This window comes from Marinomonas sp. G8-14 (genome assembly GCF_055808935.1).
Window position 1 is genome coordinate 42,728 of sequence record NZ_CM147891.1, and the last position, 17,894, is coordinate 60,621.

11 protein-coding genes, 3 pseudogenes and 1 riboswitch are annotated in these 17,894 nt (G+C 44.6%); of the genes and pseudogenes, 9 read left to right on the forward strand and 5 right to left on the reverse strand.

Annotated elements, in window-relative coordinates; all coding sequences use genetic code 11:
* The first annotated feature begins 23 nt into the window (after positions 1 to 23).
* Complete coding sequence (locus AC0L6V_RS00240) at positions 24 to 1,265, forward strand: leucine-rich repeat-containing protein kinase family protein (RefSeq protein ID WP_265216734.1); 1,242 nt, start codon at positions 24 to 26, stop codon at positions 1,263 to 1,265.
* 87 nt (positions 1,266 to 1,352) lie between these two features.
* On the opposite strand, the gene AC0L6V_RS00245 is transcribed toward AC0L6V_RS00240, so the two are convergent.
* Positions 1,353 to 1,838 carry a 6,7-dimethyl-8-ribityllumazine synthase gene (locus AC0L6V_RS00245; RefSeq protein WP_265217754.1) on the reverse strand — a complete coding sequence of 162 codons (486 nt, stop codon included), beginning with the start codon at positions 1,836 to 1,838 and terminating at the stop codon, positions 1,353 to 1,355.
* Positions 1,839 to 1,962: 124 nt separating this feature from the next.
* Positions 1,963 to 2,138: riboswitch (FMN riboswitch) on the reverse strand.
* 266 nt (positions 2,139 to 2,404) lie between these two features.
* Here AC0L6V_RS00245 and AC0L6V_RS00250 point away from each other — a divergent pair.
* From AC0L6V_RS00250 to AC0L6V_RS00275, 6 genes and pseudogenes are all read left to right on the forward strand, one after another.
* Entirely contained in the window at positions 2,405 to 2,770 is a 366-nt protein-coding gene (locus AC0L6V_RS00250; RefSeq protein WP_265216735.1) for an MliC family protein, read from the forward strand.
* Positions 2,771 to 2,887: 117 nt separating this feature from the next.
* Positions 2,888 to 3,663, forward strand: a pseudogene (gene cobJ / locus AC0L6V_RS00255) (precorrin-3B C(17)-methyltransferase).
* 46 nt (positions 3,664 to 3,709) lie between these two features.
* Positions 3,710 to 4,483 carry a precorrin-4 C(11)-methyltransferase gene (gene cobM / locus AC0L6V_RS00260; protein WP_409419184.1) on the forward strand — a complete coding sequence of 258 codons (774 nt, stop codon included), beginning with the start codon at positions 3,710 to 3,712 and terminating at the stop codon, positions 4,481 to 4,483.
* 39 nt (positions 4,484 to 4,522) lie between these two features.
* Positions 4,523 to 5,611: a cobalamin biosynthesis protein CobW gene (cobW, locus tag AC0L6V_RS00265; RefSeq protein ID WP_409419185.1), complete on the forward strand. Its 1,089-nt coding sequence runs from the start codon at positions 4,523 to 4,525 to the stop codon at positions 5,609 to 5,611.
* Between the two features lie 179 nt (positions 5,612 to 5,790).
* Positions 5,791 to 9,687 (forward strand): annotated as a pseudogene (cobN, locus tag AC0L6V_RS00270) (cobaltochelatase subunit CobN).
* An 83-nt stretch (positions 9,688 to 9,770) separates the two neighbouring features.
* Positions 9,771 to 11,012, forward strand: a complete 1,242-nt coding sequence (locus AC0L6V_RS00275; protein ID WP_409419187.1) for a sirohydrochlorin chelatase — start codon at positions 9,771 to 9,773, stop codon at positions 11,010 to 11,012.
* 104 nt (positions 11,013 to 11,116) lie between these two features.
* Here AC0L6V_RS00275 and AC0L6V_RS00280 read toward each other — a convergent pair whose 3' ends face one another.
* From AC0L6V_RS00280 to nspC, 3 genes are all read right to left on the reverse strand, one after another.
* A complete protein-coding gene (locus AC0L6V_RS00280; protein WP_265216736.1) occupies positions 11,117 to 12,265 on the reverse strand; it encodes a hypothetical protein in 1,149 nt (382 codons plus the stop codon).
* A gap of 164 nt (positions 12,266 to 12,429) precedes the next feature.
* A complete protein-coding gene (locus tag AC0L6V_RS00285; RefSeq protein ID WP_409419188.1) occupies positions 12,430 to 13,668 on the reverse strand; it encodes a saccharopine dehydrogenase family protein in 1,239 nt (412 codons plus the stop codon).
* Between the two features lie 37 nt (positions 13,669 to 13,705).
* Positions 13,706 to 14,803, reverse strand: a complete 1,098-nt coding sequence (gene nspC / locus AC0L6V_RS00290) for a carboxynorspermidine decarboxylase (protein WP_265216737.1) — start codon at positions 14,801 to 14,803, stop codon at positions 13,706 to 13,708.
* A 351-nt stretch (positions 14,804 to 15,154) separates the two neighbouring features.
* Here nspC and AC0L6V_RS00295 point away from each other — a divergent pair.
* A pseudogene (locus AC0L6V_RS00295) lies at positions 15,155 to 15,298 on the forward strand (NnrU family protein); the annotation flags it as partial.
* Entirely contained in the window at positions 15,247 to 15,720 is a 474-nt protein-coding gene (locus AC0L6V_RS00300; protein WP_265216738.1) for an NnrU family protein, read from the forward strand. The pseudogene AC0L6V_RS00295 and the gene AC0L6V_RS00300, both read left to right, overlap by 52 nt.
* 83 nt (positions 15,721 to 15,803) lie before the next feature.
* Here the strand turns inward: AC0L6V_RS00300 and AC0L6V_RS00305 are convergent, their stop codons facing one another.
* Positions 15,804 to 17,714 (reverse strand): methyl-accepting chemotaxis protein, encoded by a 1,911-nt coding sequence (locus AC0L6V_RS00305; RefSeq protein WP_265216739.1) that lies wholly within the window; start codon positions 17,712 to 17,714, stop codon positions 15,804 to 15,806.
* Positions 17,715 to 17,894: the final 180 nt, after the last annotated feature.

The following is a 17,894-nucleotide window of genomic DNA, read 5'->3' on the forward strand; positions in this document are numbered from 1 at the left end:
TTTTCATTATAAAGAGTTTTATTTTGCACACACTCGATCAACTTAACCGTGGAGAGCTGAAAGGCGTTGTCCGCTTGCAGCTATCCGATAATTTAACGACTTTCCCTGAGGCTATTTTCGATCTTGCTGATAGTTTAGAAATTTTAGATTTGTCGAATAATAAGCTAAGTGAGTTACCCGCAGACCTGTCGCGTCTCAAAAAACTTCGTATACTTTTTTGCTCGAATAATCGTTTCACTCACTTGCCAAAGGTTCTAGGGCAATGTGAAAACTTGGAAATGATTGGCTTTAAAAGCAACCAAATTATGACCGTGTCTTCTGATTCATTGCCTATACTGACTCGTTGGTTAATTCTTACCGATAACAAAATCGATTCTCTTCCGGAGGATTTTGGAAAGTTAGTTCGTCTACAGAAGCTGGCTTTAGCAGGGAATCGTTTAACAGCATTGCCTGATTCCATTGCTCATTGTCGTAAATTAGAGTTGATTCGTTTGTCGGCAAATAAGCTGGCGGCTTTTCCTGATGTTTTATTAACGCTACCTCGTTTGGCTTGGTTAGCATTTTCTGGTAATCCATTTTGTGCTGCACGTGATCCCCATAATGAATTTAAGACAGTGCAATTTCGAGACTTAGAATTACATCAGGTTTTAGGGCAGGGCGCATCTGGGGTTATTTCCCTCGCGACATGGCGAGAAAACCCCTTTCATTTTTCAGACTCTGTGGCAGTAAAAGTATTTAAAGGCGAGGTGACCAGTGACGGTTTTCCGCAGGATGAACTGGATGCATGCTTAGCGGTAGGGAATCATCCTAATCTTGTTCAGCCTTTGGCAAAAGTAACAGAGGAAGACTGTGCTGCGCTGGTGATGGAATTGATTCCAGCTCATTACACGAATCTAGGCCAGCCACCCAGTCTTGCTTCTTGTACACGGGATACTTTTGCCTTAGATCAGCGGTTTTCGATTGATAAAATCGCTCGTATTGTGGAGCAAGTGGATCAATTGGTAGCACATTTTTGCGAGAAAAAAGTCAGCCATGGTGACCTTTATGCCCACAATGCTCTGATCAACGAAGAGGGCCACGTGTTGTTTGGTGACTTTGGTGCGGCATCAAAATATGCCAACTTGTCGTTACAACAGCAACAAGGAATAGAGCGAATAGAGCGACGGGCGTTAGGTTTTTTTATTGATGATTTGTTGGGGTTATGTATTGAGGCTGATAAGAATAGTGATCTTTATATATCGCTGAAATCTCATGCTTTTTCTTAGTAGGGTTTACAGTTAAAACAAAAAAACGCCTCGTATCTCATGAGATACGAGGCGTTTAACGATTCTGTTGATCGTAAGAGTAAACGCTTATCGCATTTGTTTGGCTTTCTCAGTCAAGCGAATAGTCTGATCGCAAGCGTTCGCCAGCTCAATCCCCTTCTTAATAAAGTGACGGCTGAAGTAGTTTTTGTGTTCGTCGTGCTCATGGAAGTTATGTGGCGTCAGTACTGCGGTAAGAACCGGTACTTCCGTTTCCAATTGAACTTGCATCAAGGCGTTGCAAATAGTTGAGGCAACAAAATCATGGCGATAAATGCCGCCATCCACAACCAATGCTGTGCCTGCAATCGCGGAATATTGTCCGCTTTTTGCGAGCAGTTTTGCTTGTAGTGGGATTTCGTAGCCACCAGGCACGGGAATAATGTCAATTAACGACGCATCGTAACCACGAGAAACAAGTTCTTTAGTGAAGCCTTCCACGCAATTGAGCACGATTTCAGTGTGCCAAGAAGCATGAAGAATAGCGATACGTTTTGTTGCTGGAGTGAATTCAATATTCGTTGAGTCTCTGATTCATTTTATAATCCTAAATATTTAAGGTGAATCAGGGCGAACGGGCAGGCAAATACACCATGTTTAAATGGCATACCTTTGTTGGGCACCGCAAAAAATACGGTACTCTAATAGGTTTTGTCTGACGCGCTCTCTATCATCCGGACTATGACCGTCGGCTCTGGAATTACACCAGATCTGCTGACCCTAAAAGAAAAACTTCTTAAAGGCGCTCGCGGGCTTAGATTGTTGTTTAAACTTTTTAGTTTAAACAAAGTCTTTACCGCCGGTGGGGAATTTCACCCCGCCCCGAGAACGAAGTCGGATACATCCGACCAAGGAAATATACTCGTTTTTGTCACTTGCTGTCAAAGTCTCAAGTCGGCTCAATTGTGGTGATTTTGTGACAACGCTTTTGTTCATCAATAAATAAAAGAGCGGATTGGTGGAAGTAACCACCTCCATCAATGTGGCGGGTCTTATTTTCTGGCTAGAGATCGAATGGAGTGTTAAAATTTAAGCTACTTAGCCATCACTCAGACAAATAAGTGGACTGGAACAAGTGGTTCTAGAATGGAGTCTCGACAATGCGTATAAAAAAAATAGCCTTACAAAATACCTTAGTGATTTTTTCTTTTTTGGGTTTGGTAGCCTGCAGTTCCGTTAAGACGACTAATGTCTCTGACGATGACATGTATGAAGCTGAAAATACCATACAAACTAATTCTGCTGTTTATAACTGCAATGGAAAACCATTAGCCATTCTTTTTCACGCTGATCAAGCTCAACTGTCTTGGCAGAAAAAAGAGTATCAGTTAACCCAAGCCGTGAGTGCCTCCGGCGCTTCTTACTTGGGTGAGGGGGTATCTTTTTGGATTCATAGTGATGAAGCGCAACTTGAACTTCGCAGCATGAAAAAGTTCCAGTGTCAGCTTGTGCGCATTGAGTCTTAATTTTTTCCTGAAAAGCGTTCATTTGAAATAGTGGTGTTTTCATCCCGTCAGATTTGCAATCCGTGTACAATAGTCTTATTCGCGCCTTGTGGCGCATGATTAGATTGTAGAGAGTGCATGAGCAAGTTATTTGTAATGGGCATGGGCGCGGTGATTTAGGTCTGGTGGCTCCCAATGCCACGAAAGCGTTAGCGGTCTGCAGTGATTGGGTTGCATATGGTTATTATCTGGACTTGTTGGGTGAGCTTAGCGCCGGAAAAACCTTCCATGACTTGCCTCTAGGCGAAGAAATTGGTCGTGCCCGTTTGGCTTTAGATTTGGCTGCGCAAGGCAAAAATACCGCGCTGATTTCCAGTGGTGATATTGGCATTTATGCCATGGCGACTTTGGTATTTGAGTTGCTGGATATGCAATTACAAGGCAAAGAAAATCACCCTGAGTGGCTAAATGTCGATATTGAAGTTATCCCTGGTATTTCCGCCATGCAAGCCGGCGCTAGCCGAGTTGGTGCCATGCTGGGTCACGATTTCTGTACTATTTCACTGTCCGATTTATTAACACCATGGGAAACCATTGATAAGCGTCTTCATGCCTGTGGTGCTGGTGACTTTGTGGTTTCCTTTTATAATCCCGTGTCAAAAAAACGCGATTGGCAATTAAACCACGCTCGTGATGTTTTATTGCAATACCGTCCAGCCAGCACCCCTGTTATGATTGGCCGTCAATTAACCCGTCCGGAAGAAGAAATCACCTTTACGACGCTTGGTGAATTAGATGCCAAAAACGTGGATATGTTTACCATGGTTAGCGTCGGTAATTCTGACACCAAACACATTGTGAATGGTGAAAAACATTGGATTTACACCCCGCGTGGCTATTCTAAAAAGCTTTAGTTTTTATGGTGTTTGCTCTGTATAAAAAAGTGATAAGGGAAAATAAATGAAGGTTTACTTTATTGGTGCAGGTCCTGGCGATCCAGAGTTGATGACAGTGAAAGCCGTCAAAACCATGGAACGCTGCCCGATAGTTCTTTATGCAGGCTCTTTGATTCCCCCACAAGTGATTGACAGTGTGCGTGGTTCTGCGGAAGCGATATACGATACCGCCGAGATGAATCTGGATGAAACCACCGCCGTTATCGAAAAGGCGGCACAAGAAGGCAAGGACGTTGCTCGTCTGCAATCTGGTGATCCGGCGTTATACGGTGCAATTGGTGAACAAATTCGCCGTTTAGAAGTCTTAGGTATTGATTACGAAGTGATTCCAGGTGTCAGTGCTGTTGCCGCCTCGGCCGCGTTATTACGCAAAGAGTTGACCTTATCAGGCGTGTCACAAACAGTGATCATGACACGCTATGAAGGCAAAACGCCTTTTCCAGAAAGAGAGCGTTTGCCAGCGTTGGCGCAAAGTGGCGCGACGTTAGCGATTCATCTTGGTATTACGCGTATTCATAAAATTGTTGAAGAGCTGATTCCACACTATGGTGAGGACTGTCCTGTTGCGGTGTGTTATCGCACCAGCTGGCCAGATCAAGATTATGTGGTGGGCATTTTAGCGGACATTGTCGCCAAAGTAAGAGAGAAAAAATTCACTCGTACCAGTTTGATACTGGTCGGGAAGGTGTTAGACACAGAAGATTTTGCGGATTCCTATTTGTACGATAAAGGACAAGCGCACATTTTTCGTAAGATACATAAGCCTAAAAATACCTAACTTAAATATATTATCCCTAAAAGTAAGAAAGGATGAATCATGCAATTGAATAAAATTCCTACCACAATTGTGACTGGCTTTTTGGGCAGTGGTAAAACCACTTTATTATCCAATGTGCTAAAGCAAGCCGCAGGCAAACGTATAGCGGTGATCGTCAATGAATTTGGCGAATTAGATATTGATTCGGATCTATTGCGAGCATGTCCATTAGATTGTCCTGAAGGGGAAGAGGGCGAACAGACGTCACAGCGCAGTGACGACGGCTTTTATGAACTGGCTAACGGTTGTATTTGTTGCACGGTAGAAGAAGAGTTCTTGCCTGTTATGCAGCAGCTTGTGGCACGCCGTGGTGATATTGACCACATCTTGATTGAAACCAGTGGGCTGGCTCTACCAAAACCGTTAGTACAGGCATTTAATTGGCCGGGGATAAAAGAGTATTGCACTGTGGATGCAGTGATTACTGTGGTGGATGGCGCTGCAGTTGCAGCAGGTCGTTTTGCCCATGATGAAGACAAGGTGCAAGCACAACGTTTAGCGGATGAAAGTTTGGATCATGATCCAAGCTTGCAAGAATTATTAGATGATCAGCTAAGTGCCGCCGATCTGGTTGTGGTCAGTAAAAACGACTTGCTCAATGACGAAGAGCGCGCCCGTGTTCAAGCCATTATTGCCCATGAAGTGCCAAGCACGGTCAAAACCGTTTATATCGAAAATGGTGAGGCGGCATTGGATGTTTTGTTAGGCATTGATGCAGCAACAGAAAGCCGAATCGATGAGGTACATAACCATCATGATCATCATCACGCTCATGGTGCGCATCATGACCATGCTCACGATCATTTCGATTCTTTTGTCGTGACATTAGGTGAAGTGCAGTCTGATCTTTTGCAAGACACCCTGACTCAACTGGTTGAAGAACATAATATCTTTCGTGTGAAAGGCTTTGCTGCAGTACACGGTAAGCCAATGCGTCAAGTATTTCAGGTCGTGGGAACACGTTTGGATCGTTATTTTGACCGCTTATGGCAACCAGAAGAAGTGCGTAAAACCCAGTTAGTGTTCATCGGTAAAGGTATTCATAAAGAGCAGATAGAAGGCGTTTTGCATGATGCCCTGAGTGCTTGATCACGGCTACTGCACTTGCCAATACTTTGTTAAAAATAGACTCGAATTGCTCATTTATAACTATAAACTCCGCTTTCTCGTCTATTTTTGCCTCGTCTTGGCTTCGCTCGTAACGCCGTGAATAAATATCGAATAACTGAATAACTAGATTGATTTAGTGAAAAACAATTGGAGAAAGAGTGCACTTATTAGCAGCCAAACCGGGTGGCTTTGTTGACGACGAAGGGATTGTCGATCTTGGGCAAACTCCTGCAGAGCCTCGTCATTCTGGCCGCAGCGGATAGTGTGCTTGGTGCGCTGGGCAGTGCGCTTGATCAGATCATTGCTTTTTATGGCACCGATGATGGATGGGACATCACGCGATTACCGAGTGTTCGTCTCGCCAATTGGATGCAGCTGATTAAGCCTGCCGCTTTCGACTTGTATGAACATAAAGTGCTTGATCACGCTAAGGTTGTCGTCGTTTCTCTACTTGGCGGGGAGCACTATTGGACGTATGGTTTTCAGCGTTTGCAGGAGTGGGCACAAGCCAAAGCGGGGCGAACTTTAATTTTTGTTCCCGGTGATGAGGCCCATGATCCTTCTCTCACCTATGCTTCTAATGCCAGTCCAGAAGACTGTCACCGAGTGTGGCGCTACTTGCGTGAAAGTGGGCAAATAAACGCTCAGCAGTTGTTCTATTTTCTCGCAGAGCGTTACTTTGGAAAGCCTTTTTCTTGGCAAGAGCCAGCCCCTTTGCCCAGTGCGCTAATCTATCATGCAGGTTATTCGACGGGGTTTGCTCAGTGGCAGAGCCACTATTCAGAGTCATTAGCAGAAGCTCGTCCTGTCGCTATTCTGGCGTTTTATCGTTCTCATTTACAGAGCGGTAACACTGCTATGTTTGATGGTCTGATTGAGATTTTAGAGCAAGAAGGGCTGGTACCATTGGTCGTGGCGGTGAGTTCACTAAAAGATGATGTGTCGGTGGGCCTGATCGAATCATTAGTGGAGCGCACCCAAGCCAAGGTGATTTTAAATACCACGGGCTTCGCGGCGAATCGAGTAGGGAGTCCTGATTTAGCCTCTGAGCCGACAGATTTTCAGTCGGCTTTTGCGTCGCCGATTCCCGTGTTGCAGTTAATCCTTTCTGGCAGCACTGAAGAGGATTGGCAAGCACAGACCCAAGGTTTACGCAGTCGTGATGTGGCCATGCAAATTGTCTTACCAGAAATGGATGGACGTATTATTACTCGCGCGTTGAGTTTTAAGGCTTCGAGTCATTATAACGACATTGCTCAAGTCGATTTAGTTCGCTACGAGTTGCATGAAGAACGTGCGCGTTTTGTGGCTCAGCTGGCTAAACGTTTTGCCATTTTAGCCAGTAAACCCAACCATCAAAAACGCATCGCTTTTGTGTTAGCCAATTACCCAACTAAAGATGGCCGTATCGGTAATGGCGTAGGCTTGGACACACCTGCGTCCTCGGTAAATTTATTAAAAGCTTTAGAAGCTGCTGGTTATCCTATCGACAATATTCCTGAGCATGGCAATGCCTTGATCGAAGAATTACTCGGTGCGGTTACCAACAACCCCAGCACCTTGCATGAACGTGGTTGCTGGCAAAGCCTCGCCTTGGAAGAGTATTTAGAATATTTTTATCAGCTGCCGCTGGAATGCCAAAACGCTGTTTGGGGGCGCTGGGTACCTCCAGAAGAGGATCACAAATGCCGCGAGCAAAACGGTCAACGTCGTATGATGTTGGCAGGGATTCGCTTAGGGGAAACCTTTGTGGGGATTCAGCCCGCTCGCGGTTTTAACTTAGATCTCGCCGCGAATTATCATGATCCAGACTTGATTCCGCCGCACAGCTATTTGGCGTTTTATTTTTGGTTGCGCCATGTGTATCAGGTGGATGCTTTTGTTCATGTGGGCAAACATGGCAATCTTGAATGGTTGCCTGGCAAAGGTACCGCTTTATCGGCGTCTTGCTGGCCAGATATTGCTCTTGGCCCGATGCCACATTTTTATCCTTTTATTGTCAACGATCCTGGGGAAGGTGCGCAGGCTAAGCGCCGCACGCAAGCGGTGATTATTGATCATCTTATGCCACCCATGACTCGCGCTGAAACCTATGGCGACATGGCTGAGCTAGAAAATCTTGTGGATGAATACTACCAAGCCATGGGCATGGATGTGCGCCGCGAAACCTGGCTGCGTGGGCAAATTCTTGAAAAAGTTCAATCCACACATTTGCTTGAAGAGTTGACAGGAGTGCAGGCGGATAACGCAGAATCTGTGCTGGAAGGCCTAGACACCTATTTGTGTGAGATAAAAGAAGCACAAATTCGTCACGGTTTGCATCGACTAGGAGAGCTGCCAGAGGACGATAAACTCGCTGATACGCTGGTGGCTTTATTGCGTCTGCCACGTGGTAGCGAAATTACCAGTCAAGGTATTTTACATGCGTTAGTCAAAGATCTGTCGTTAGAGCAAGATGACTTTGATCCTATGAAAAGTGAGCGAATGCCTTGGTTAGGGGATAAACCCGAACGTTTGTTGTCGGTCAGCGAACTGGCTTGGCGTACCCATGCGGATACTAAAGAGCGTTTAGAGTTATTAGCCAAATCGTTGGTGTTGAGCCATGTTATTGGTGACGATTCTACAGACGAGTTAGCTGTAACATTGCCTCAAACAGCGACTTTATTGGCGCACAGTAAAAAATGTTTATTCGTTGCCTTACAACAAAGTGCTCACGATGAAATTCAAGCTTTGCTGATTGGTTTGGCGGGCGGTTTTATTCCTCCTGGCCCAAGTGGTGCACCGACTCGTGGACGACTGGATACTTTGCCAACAGGGCGCAACTTTTTTCCGTCGATAATCGTGCTATTCCGTCTCCCGCTGCTTGGGCGATAGGTCAGCAATCGGCAGATGCTCTGATCCAGCGTCATTTACAAGAGCATGGTGATTATCCGGAAAACCTTGGTTTGTCTGTATGGGGAACGGCGACTATGCGAACGGGCGGTGATGATATTGCCCAAGCGTTTGCTTTGATGGGTGTGCGTCCGATTTGGGCGCCAGGGTCAAATCGTGTGACGGATTTTGAGATCCTTTCTTGCATGCAATTAGGTCGGCCACGGGTGGACGTGACCTTGCGTGTTTCTGGTTTTTTCCGCGATGCGTTTGCCAATGTTATGCGGCTCTATGATGCAGCCGTGCAAGCCATTGCGGCCTATCAAGAACCCGGTACAGGCAATGTGATTCGCGCCAATGTGGAGGCGCGTAAAAGTAAATTACTTGCTCAAGGCATGAATGAAGCTGTGGCGAATCGCCAAGCGACTTATCGTGTATTCGGTAGTAAACCTGGGGCTTATGGCGCGGGGTTGCAAGGTCTTATTGATGAGCGTTGTTGGGACACCAAAGCGGACCTTGCCGAAGCCTATGTGAACTGGGGCGGTTATGCTTATGGCTCTTATAACGATAACGCTGATTATGATGGTGTTAAGAATAATGGAGAAGGCGTTGAAGCAAAAGCGGCGTTTATTGAGCGCTTGTCACAACTGGATGCAGTGGTGCAAAACCAAGACAATCGTGAGCATGATATTCTCGATTCAGATGATTATTATCAGTTCCAAGGCGGCATGACGAATGCGGTCACTGAGTTTAGTGGTCAAGCACCGAGCGTTTATCATAGTGACCATTCCAATCCGAGTTCGCCAAAAATTCGCACTTTAAAAGAAGAGCTGAATCGTGTGGTGCGTTCGCGAGTATTGAATCCTAAATGGATCGAAGCCATGCAGACCCATGGTTACAAAGGGGCGTTTGAAATGACCGCCACGGTGGATTATTTATTTGCTTACGATGCGACCACCGATCTGGTAGCGGATTATCAATACGAGCAGGTGACGGATAGATTGTTGCTTGACCCAGACAATCAGGCCTTTATGCGCGATAATAATCCTCATGCACTCGAAGAAATGGGTGAACGCTTATTAGAAGCCATACAGCGTGGCATGTGGCAAAATGCCGATGCGCATCGAGAAAAAATTCAATCCTTGTTGCTTGATTTAGATCAGCAACAAGAACAACGTCAGTGATCTTGGGCAGAAGATCGCTTGTAACCTGGCTGGTAGTGTCTACACTCACTATCAGCTAAGACGATTCAAAGTAGAGAGAAATAATGAGCAATAAAGAACAGGCCAAAAAGGGCATTATGATTTGTGGTCACGGCAGTCGCGATAAAGACGCAGAGCGCGAATTTGGTCTTGTGGCGAAAGGGCTTAAAGAGCGTTTCCCTGACTTGCCTGTCGAGTATGGATTTTTAGAATTTTCAGCACCGAATATTCACATGGGCTTAGACAGTCTCGTTAGCCAAGGTGTGGAAGAGATTTATGCCGTCCCTGGTATGTTATTCGCCGCAACGCATGCGAAAAATGATATACCCTCCGTCTTGACTACCTATGAAGAAAAACATCCGGGTCTTCATATCACTTATGGTCGTGAATTGGGGTTGCAAGATGACATGATCGAAGCGTTTCAAGCGCGTATCTATGAATCATTGGGCCTTGATCCCGATCATCCACCAAAAAACCTATACGACACTCTATTGGTGGTGGTTGGTCGCGGTACCTCTGATACCTCCGCCAATGCTGAAGCCGCAAAGTTAACGCGTATTGTTAATGAAAACATGGGATTTGGTTGGGCAGATACTGTCTATTCTGGTGTGACTTACCCGTCTGTTGGCGTGGGCCTTGAAAAGCTTATGAAGCTTGGCTTTAAACGCATTGTTGTCGCGCCCTATTTCTTATTTACTGGTCGCCTGATCAAGCGTATTCAAGGTTATGTTGACAAGGTGGCGCAAGAAAATCCAGAAGTAACTTTCGTTCAAACGCCTTATTTGAATGATCATCCTCGTGTTATTGATGCCTTTCAAAACCGCGTGGAAGAAATTATGCAGGGCGAATTGCAGACAGGGGAAGAAACGCTAATGAACTCCTTCAAGCGCCGTCTTGCTGCAGGCGAAGTGGATGTGCATCATCACCATGCCGAATTTGTCGATCCGCAGGACGACACGCAAGGCTTGTCTGAGTTTGATCTAAAGCACGCGGTTATTTCAATGGGGGAAGTGCCCAGTATTAGTGTGTTGAAAAATCACACTCACGACCATGGTCACGGTCATAGCCATTCTCATGGTCATAGCCATTCTCATGGGCATAGTCATTCCCATGGTCACTCCCACGATCATAGTCATGGACACTCGCACGGTGTGTACAAGCACATTGGCCACCCAATGGGACCGCGAACCATGATTGGCGAGGGGGTTTGTTGCTGCTTTATGAGCCAGTTTACCGATGAGATCTTGGAAGAAGAGAAAGACAGAATCGACGGTGATTGCACCAAAACGGCGTTTGCTCACCGTTGAGTTCTCTGAGTACTTCACTGAGTTTTCTGAGCGATAATGGCAATCTAAATACGAAAAAGCCAGCTGGCTAGCTGGCTTTTTTTTGTGCGCTAATTGAGCATGTTTTATTTTTTGGCTAGGGCATCAGCCAATGCTTTTTTCATGTCTTCTAGATTGTTAGTCAGTGTGCTGATTTTTTCTTCTAGTAAAACGGAATAGTTTTTCTGATCTTTTAGTTCCTTACGAAGCTGTTGTTGTGCTTGAATGGACGCTTCTTGACCTTTTAGGTTGGTCTCTATAAAGCTAACCAATTCTTTGCCTTGCGCTTCAAAAGCGAGGTCTCTACGGTCGTCAGCATTAAGCGCATTGCTGATGGAAAGTAACACTTTTTCATAGCCGACAATGTAGTCTTCATAATCTTTTGGTTGAATAGTCTTTAGCTTTTTAACGGCTTGGGTGATCTGTTTTGCTCGATTCACTGCGAACATAACGTTTTCACCTTGGCGTTTGATGTCGTCTATTGCTCTTGGCTGTGTTGCAGCAAAAGCCGTTGCTGCCGTCAGTGCTGTCATGGCTTGAGAAAGTGATTTAGGCGCATGCTGAGTCGCGTCTGTTTTCATCAGCTTATCTAGCGCATTTTTGGCATCAGTAAGGTAAATAGCCGTCACCGTTTTTACTTCAAGTGCACGCATCTTAGCGACAAGTGCTGGTTGGGCGCTTACAGCCGCTTGAGCTTTATTATTCGCGATCTGGTCAACAAGTTTTTTAAGGTTGTCTTCCAGTTCTTGCGCGGCGCCAGGGAAGTATTGTTTCGCATTTAGGGTTTTGAGCTGAGCACGATAATCAAAGGCTTCTGGTAAGGTTGATTGCGCCTTGGTTTTTAGGTTAACCGCGTTGGTCATGTGCTCGTTAAATGTTTTGATGGCGCTATTTGCGGTCTCAAGATAGGTGGTTGAACCAAAAAAGCTTGTGCTAGTGTTTGCTTTAGATGGATCAAATTCAAATTTAGAATAGTTCTCTTTTGCTTCAGCTAAAGCCTTTTTCGCTTGCTCTATATCTTGAGTGGCGAACCAAGGCAGTTCGTTTTCTGTGCCTTTTGCCAAGCTTTTGTCTGCATTATCGATGGCTTGCTTGAGTTCATTGATCTGAATGATGGTTTGCGAATATTTTGCGTCTGCGGCCAAATTGGCAGCGGAATCAGGATTTGATGCACAACCGGCAAGTGTTAATGAAATTACAGCCGTGATAGCTGCAATTTTGAGTTGCTGTTTCATTATGGAAGTTCCTTTGAGAGAGAATCTCAGATGGGTGGATTTTGGCGTATTGTATGGGCTTTATTGAGATTACGTAAGTAGAGGCGAGAGAAATAAAATGGGTATTTATAAGAATAAATATCAGCGCTCCTCTTGCTAGAAAAGCGCCGATATGAATGAGATTATTAGAGGGTAAAAGGGCGGTCGCCGTTTTCGTCTTTAATGCGAGTTGGCAAGCCCATCTCGTTTAACAAACCTAGGAAAGGTTTAGGATCCAGCTGCTCAACGTTACGCATTTCTTTTGCATCCCACGTGCCGTTTGCAACAAGAATGGCGGCGGCAACAGGAGGAACACCAGCCGTATAAGAGATGCCTTGGCTACCGACTTCGTTATAAGCGTCTTTATGGTCGGCAACATTGTAGATAAAGATCTCTTTGTCCTGACCGTCTTTTTTCCCTTTGATCACGTCACCAATGCACGTTTTGCCTGTGTAAGCTGGGGCAAGTGAAGATGGGTCAGGCAGTACGGCTTTGACCACTTTAAGAGGAACCACTTCTAGGCCTTCTGCCGTTGTAACAGGTTGTTCAGAGAGTAAACCTAAATTTTTAAGTATCGTGAAGACATTAATATAATGTTCACCAAATCCCATCCAAAAACGTACGTTTGGTACATTGAGATTTTGTGAAAGTGAATGCACTTCATCGTGGCCTGTCATGTAAGTCGTTTGAGTGCCGACGACAGGAAGGTCGTCAGTACGGCTGATTTCAAACATGCTATTTTCTTGCCATGCGCTGTTTTGCCATGAGTAGACCCGTCCGGTAAATTCACGGAAGTTAATTTCTGGGTCAAAGTTTGTGGCGAAGTATTTACCATGGCTACCAGCGTTCACGTCGATGATGTCAATGGAGTCAACGGAGTCTAAGTAGTCGTTATAAGCAAGCGCGGCGTAAGCATTGACTACGCCTGGATCAAAACCTACACCTAAGATCGCGGTAATGCCTTTTGCTTTACAGGCGTCACGACGTTTCCACTCGTAATTGGCATACCAAGGTGGTGTTTCGCAAATTTTGTTTGGGTCTTCATGGATGGCGGTGTCTAAATAAGCCGCACCCGTTTCCATGCAAGCTTCAAGTACAGACATATTAACGAAAGCAGACCCTACGTTAATGACGATTTGTGATTCGGTTTCTTGAATCAATTTAATCGTTGCTGGCACGTCAAGAGCGTCTAGGGCGAATGCTTGAATGCGGCCCTCTACCTTCAAGCTGCCTTTGTCGAGGACACTGGCTACAATATCGTCGCATTTCGTAACGCTGCGCGAAGCAATTGCGATATTGCCCAGTGTGTCATTGTGTTGGGCGCATTTATGTGCCACAACTCGTGCCACGCCTCCGCCGCCAATAATGAGGACATTTTTTTTCATAGTAACACTATCTCCAAAGTATTTTGTTGAAACAGAATTAGGATAGATTCTGTTCAAAATCGTTGTAGCCGAATTCCCTGACAAGTTCGATGCTGCCATCCAATTGGCGTATGGCAATAGACGGCATCTTAACACCGTTAAACCAGTTCTTTTTCACCATGGTGTAACCTGCGGCGTCTTGGAAAGAAAGACGATCACCCACTTGTAATGCTTTGTTGAATTTAAATTCACCGAAAATATCGCCCGCTAAACAAGACTTGCCACAAATCATGTATTCATGTTCGCCATCACAAGGTGCCATTTTGGCGTTTTCACGATAGATCAGTAGATCCAGCATATGCGCTTCAATAGAGCTATCAACAACAGCCAAGTTTTTACCGTTAAATAAGGTATCTAATACCGTGACCTCTAAGGTTGTGCTCTTCGTAATGCTGGCTTCGCCAGGTTCTAGGTACACTTGAATGCCGTATTGTTCGGCAAAGCGTTTTAAGCGTTGGCAGAACTTATCAATAGGGTAACCTTCACCTGTAAAGTGAATGCCGCCACCTAGGCTCACCCATTGTACTTTTTGGATTAAATGGCCAAAGCGTTCTTCAATGAGAGTCAGCATCTCATCAAAGCGTTCGAAGCTGTTGTTCTCACAATTGTTGTGGAACATAAAACCAGAAATGTCGTTGATCACTGTGGCGATTTTTTCTGGATCCCATTCACCAAGACGGCTAAATGGGCGTGCAGGGTCGGCAATCAAAAACTCAGATGTACTGACTTGCGGGTTGACTCGCAAACCACGAGTTTTGTCTTTACTGGCTTCTTTAAAACGATTGAATTGGCCTATAGAGTTGAAAATGATCTTGTCTGAGTGCGCTAATACTTCTTCAATTTCATCGTCTGAATAGGCCACGCTATAGGCATGGGTTTCGCCTTGAAATTTTGTTTTTCCAAGTTTTACTTCGTATAACGACGATGATGTTGTGCCATCCATATACTCTTGCATTAAGTCGAATACCGACCAAGTAGCAAAGCATTTCAGCGCCAGTAACGATTTAGCTCCGGACTGTTGACGCACGTAAGCGATCTTCTCTAAATTCTTCAAAAGAGCCGCTTTATCGATAAGATAATAAGGTGTCTTGATCATGGCAACCTGCCCGTTAGTCAAAACCGTGTATTCTAGAGCAAAGAAGGGGGCTTTTTCTAGCACGAAAACGTTATATTACAGGGCTTTTTGTGACATTTTGACGACTTTTACTGGTCAGTCAGTGTTATGAGTCTTTTGACTCTCTTTTTCAAGCTTTCTAGCGGGTTAGGGAAAACCTGTTGTGTATGTATTTGAATTAAGATCAATGATCAGTAATGAATAATAGGTCTCTTGGTGATTTGGCACTATAATCCGCAACCATTGAAGCAGAGCAATATGACTATCTGCGTATAGATTGTGAGTGAATTTTTTTAAGTGTATGAGGAACATCTTGGTATGTTGATTTTAATAATGGGGTTGGTGATTTTCTTTTGTGTGCATTCTGTGCGTTTAGTCGCGCCAGAGTGGCGTGCGTCAAATATGCGACAAAACGGTGCTATGCGTTGGCGTATACGTTTTGGGATGATTACTTTATTAGCCACCGCTTTTATTATTATGGGCTATATGCAAATGCGAATGGCACCGGTTTGGTTATGGTTTCCCCCGTTTGGACTCGTCATCTAGCGGGTTTGCTGATGTTGGTTGCCTTGTTTTTTGTAGGATCGGCTTTGGTGCCGAATACAACCATGAAAAAGAAAGTTGGTTATCCAATGCTCATCGCCGTAAAAATTTGGGCGTTTTCGCATTTGATCAGCAATGGTAATTTGGCGGATATTATTGTATTCGGTAGCTTTTTGATTTGGTCTATTGTCAGTTTTGCTATTTATCGTCGTCGTGATCGAAAAGCAGGCGTGGTTCGTGATCAAGAATCCGGTGTGCAGTTTGACCTAGCGGCTTTTACGTTTGCCATGGTGTCTTGGTTTATCATGGTGTTTTATCTCCATGAGGCTATTATCGGGGTTTCCCCCTTGGTTTAATGTTAAACAAAAGAAAATGCCCTGTTAGCATTAGCTAGCAGGGCATTTTTTATGGTACGTAAAGCGTCTACGTTTTGAAGTACTTAGGTTCTAAAGTGATTAATGTTTTGTGTCAAATCTTCTGCCAAGCGTTTTAATTCTTCTGCTCGTGACGCACTTTCTGTTGCCAGAACGACTAATTCAGTCGAGCCTTGCTGAATATCAGAAGTGTTCTTATTGACCTCTGCAGTGACACTGGTTTGCTCTTCGGTTGCTGTGGCAATTTGTGCCGCTCGATCATTGATCGTGGTGACCGATTGTTGGATTTTATCCAAGCTGTCTTTCGCTTGATTAACGTCCTCTACACTATTATTTGCTCTGTTATGGCTTAACTGGATTTTGGCAACCGCATCTTTGGTGATGGATTGCAAAGATTCGATCATTTTTTGAATTTCTTCTATCGAGCTGTAAGTTCGTTGTGATAACACTCGAACTTCATCTGCGACCACAGCAAAACCACGTCCTTGTTCACCGGCCCGCGCGGCTTCAATAGCAGCGTTTAATGCCAATAGGTTGGTCTGCTCGGCGATGCCAGAGATGGTCGTTAAAATGGTGTTAATACCATCGGCATTTTTGCTCAGATCATTGATGACATAGGCCACTTCTTGGATGTCATCAGCAAGGGCTCTAATACTGTCTTGGCTTTTTAGAGCTTGTTTTTGACCAACATTACTAGCCGCAACGGCTTCGTCCGCATTCGCAGCCGTATTAGTTGCGTTGCCAGCAATTTCTTGAGTAGCCTGAGACATCTGATGAATGGCAGTCGCCACCATGGCAATGTTCTGCTGCTGTTCTTCTAGTTTTTGGGCGCTGTTTTGCGAGGAATCGTAGGCATCGCTCGCTTGTCCTGCTAATTCATGACCAATTTTTTTCAAATGGGACACTGTGTTGTGCAACAAGGCGACAAATTGGTTGAAATTGCCGACTAAAACAGCAATTTCGTCTTTGGAACTGGCGGCTAAACGTTGCGTTAAATCGCCGTCTCCCAATGCAATTTGCGCCATACTGTCCGATACTCGACGTAAATCTCGTAATAGAAAACGAGTCACTTGAATCACAATCACAGATGCAATCAGTAATAAAATGAACACACCAATGATTAAGCCAGTGCCTAAATTAACAAGTGGCGCATTTAATACATCCTGATCCATCATTAGACCTAATACCCAAGGGTTTCCTTGAATGTTGCTGGCGTACATATTGATGTTCTTGCCATCCAGTTTGAGCTGAGTAAAACTGGCTTGACGTTGTGTTGTAGAAAAGAAGTTTTTATTTAACGCTGGCGATAGTTCAGAGGCGTCTTTCAAAATCAGTTTTCTATCTGGGTGAGCAATGATTTTACCATCGCCGTCAAATAGGGTGCTGTAACCTTCGCCAGCCACGTTCATAGCCATGATGGTTTCCATAAGATTGTCTAGAAATACCAATCCACCAATGGCACCAATAAATTTGCCATTGACGATAATAGGTTCAACAAATGTCATGGAAAGCTGTTGTGTGGACGCTGAAACATAAGGGGCCGTCACATACGCGTTGTTTTTTGCTTTTGCATCAATGTACCAGCTACGAGTTCGTGGATCATAATCTGCGCTGTTCAAAGAAGGATCGTGCCGATACATGGCGCCATTTTCTAATCCTAAAAAAGTCATACCAAAATTTAAGCCAGTTTGGGCTTGTTGAAGAATATTGAGAATGTCTTTTTCATTCACATCGGGGTTTTCTTGTAAGGAGGCTTCGATTTTCTGCTTCACCGCTTGCATGGTGCTGATTCGATCTGTTGACCAACTATTAATGTAGGTTGAAATGGCCGCGGCTTGCGAACGGGCTTCGGATTGTATACGTGTATCACTGTCTGTTTTAAAGGCATAAAAAGACACACTGCCGACACTGATGGCAACAATAATCGCCACAATGATTGACTGAAGGGTTATTTTGGTTTGCAACGAGAAGTGCATCTTTTTTCTCCTGGGTATTTTATATAAGAGAGTCTTATTTATATTCTTGTCTAAGTATGTAGTTATTCTGCAATTTTCAGTTATTGAGCGTAAGATTTCTAGGACAATACTAAGGGGGAATAGTTTTGATACTTTTGAATCTTTCTGTTATCGTCCGCGCCCCTTTGATTATCGATATTA

Coding starts and splice junctions, on each gene's coding strand:
- nspC (WP_265216737.1), bottom strand. CDS start 14,803: ATGATCAAGACACCTTATTATCTTATCGATAAAGCGGCTCTTTTGAAG.
- cobW (WP_409419185.1), top strand. CDS start 4,523: ATGCAATTGAATAAAATTCCTACCACAATTGTGACTGGCTTTTTGGGC.
- AC0L6V_RS00250 (WP_265216735.1), top strand. CDS start 2,405: ATGCGTATAAAAAAAATAGCCTTACAAAATACCTTAGTGATTTTTTCT.
- AC0L6V_RS00275 (WP_409419187.1), top strand. CDS start 9,771: ATGAGCAATAAAGAACAGGCCAAAAAGGGCATTATGATTTGTGGTCAC.
- AC0L6V_RS00305 (WP_265216739.1), bottom strand. CDS start 17,714: ATGCACTTCTCGTTGCAAACCAAAATAACCCTTCAGTCAATCATTGTG.
- AC0L6V_RS00280 (WP_265216736.1), bottom strand. CDS start 12,265: ATGAAACAGCAACTCAAAATTGCAGCTATCACGGCTGTAATTTCATTA.
- cobM (WP_409419184.1), top strand. CDS start 3,710: ATGAAGGTTTACTTTATTGGTGCAGGTCCTGGCGATCCAGAGTTGATG.
- AC0L6V_RS00285 (WP_409419188.1), bottom strand. CDS start 13,668: ATGAAAAAAAATGTCCTCATTATTGGCGGCGGAGGCGTGGCACGAGTT.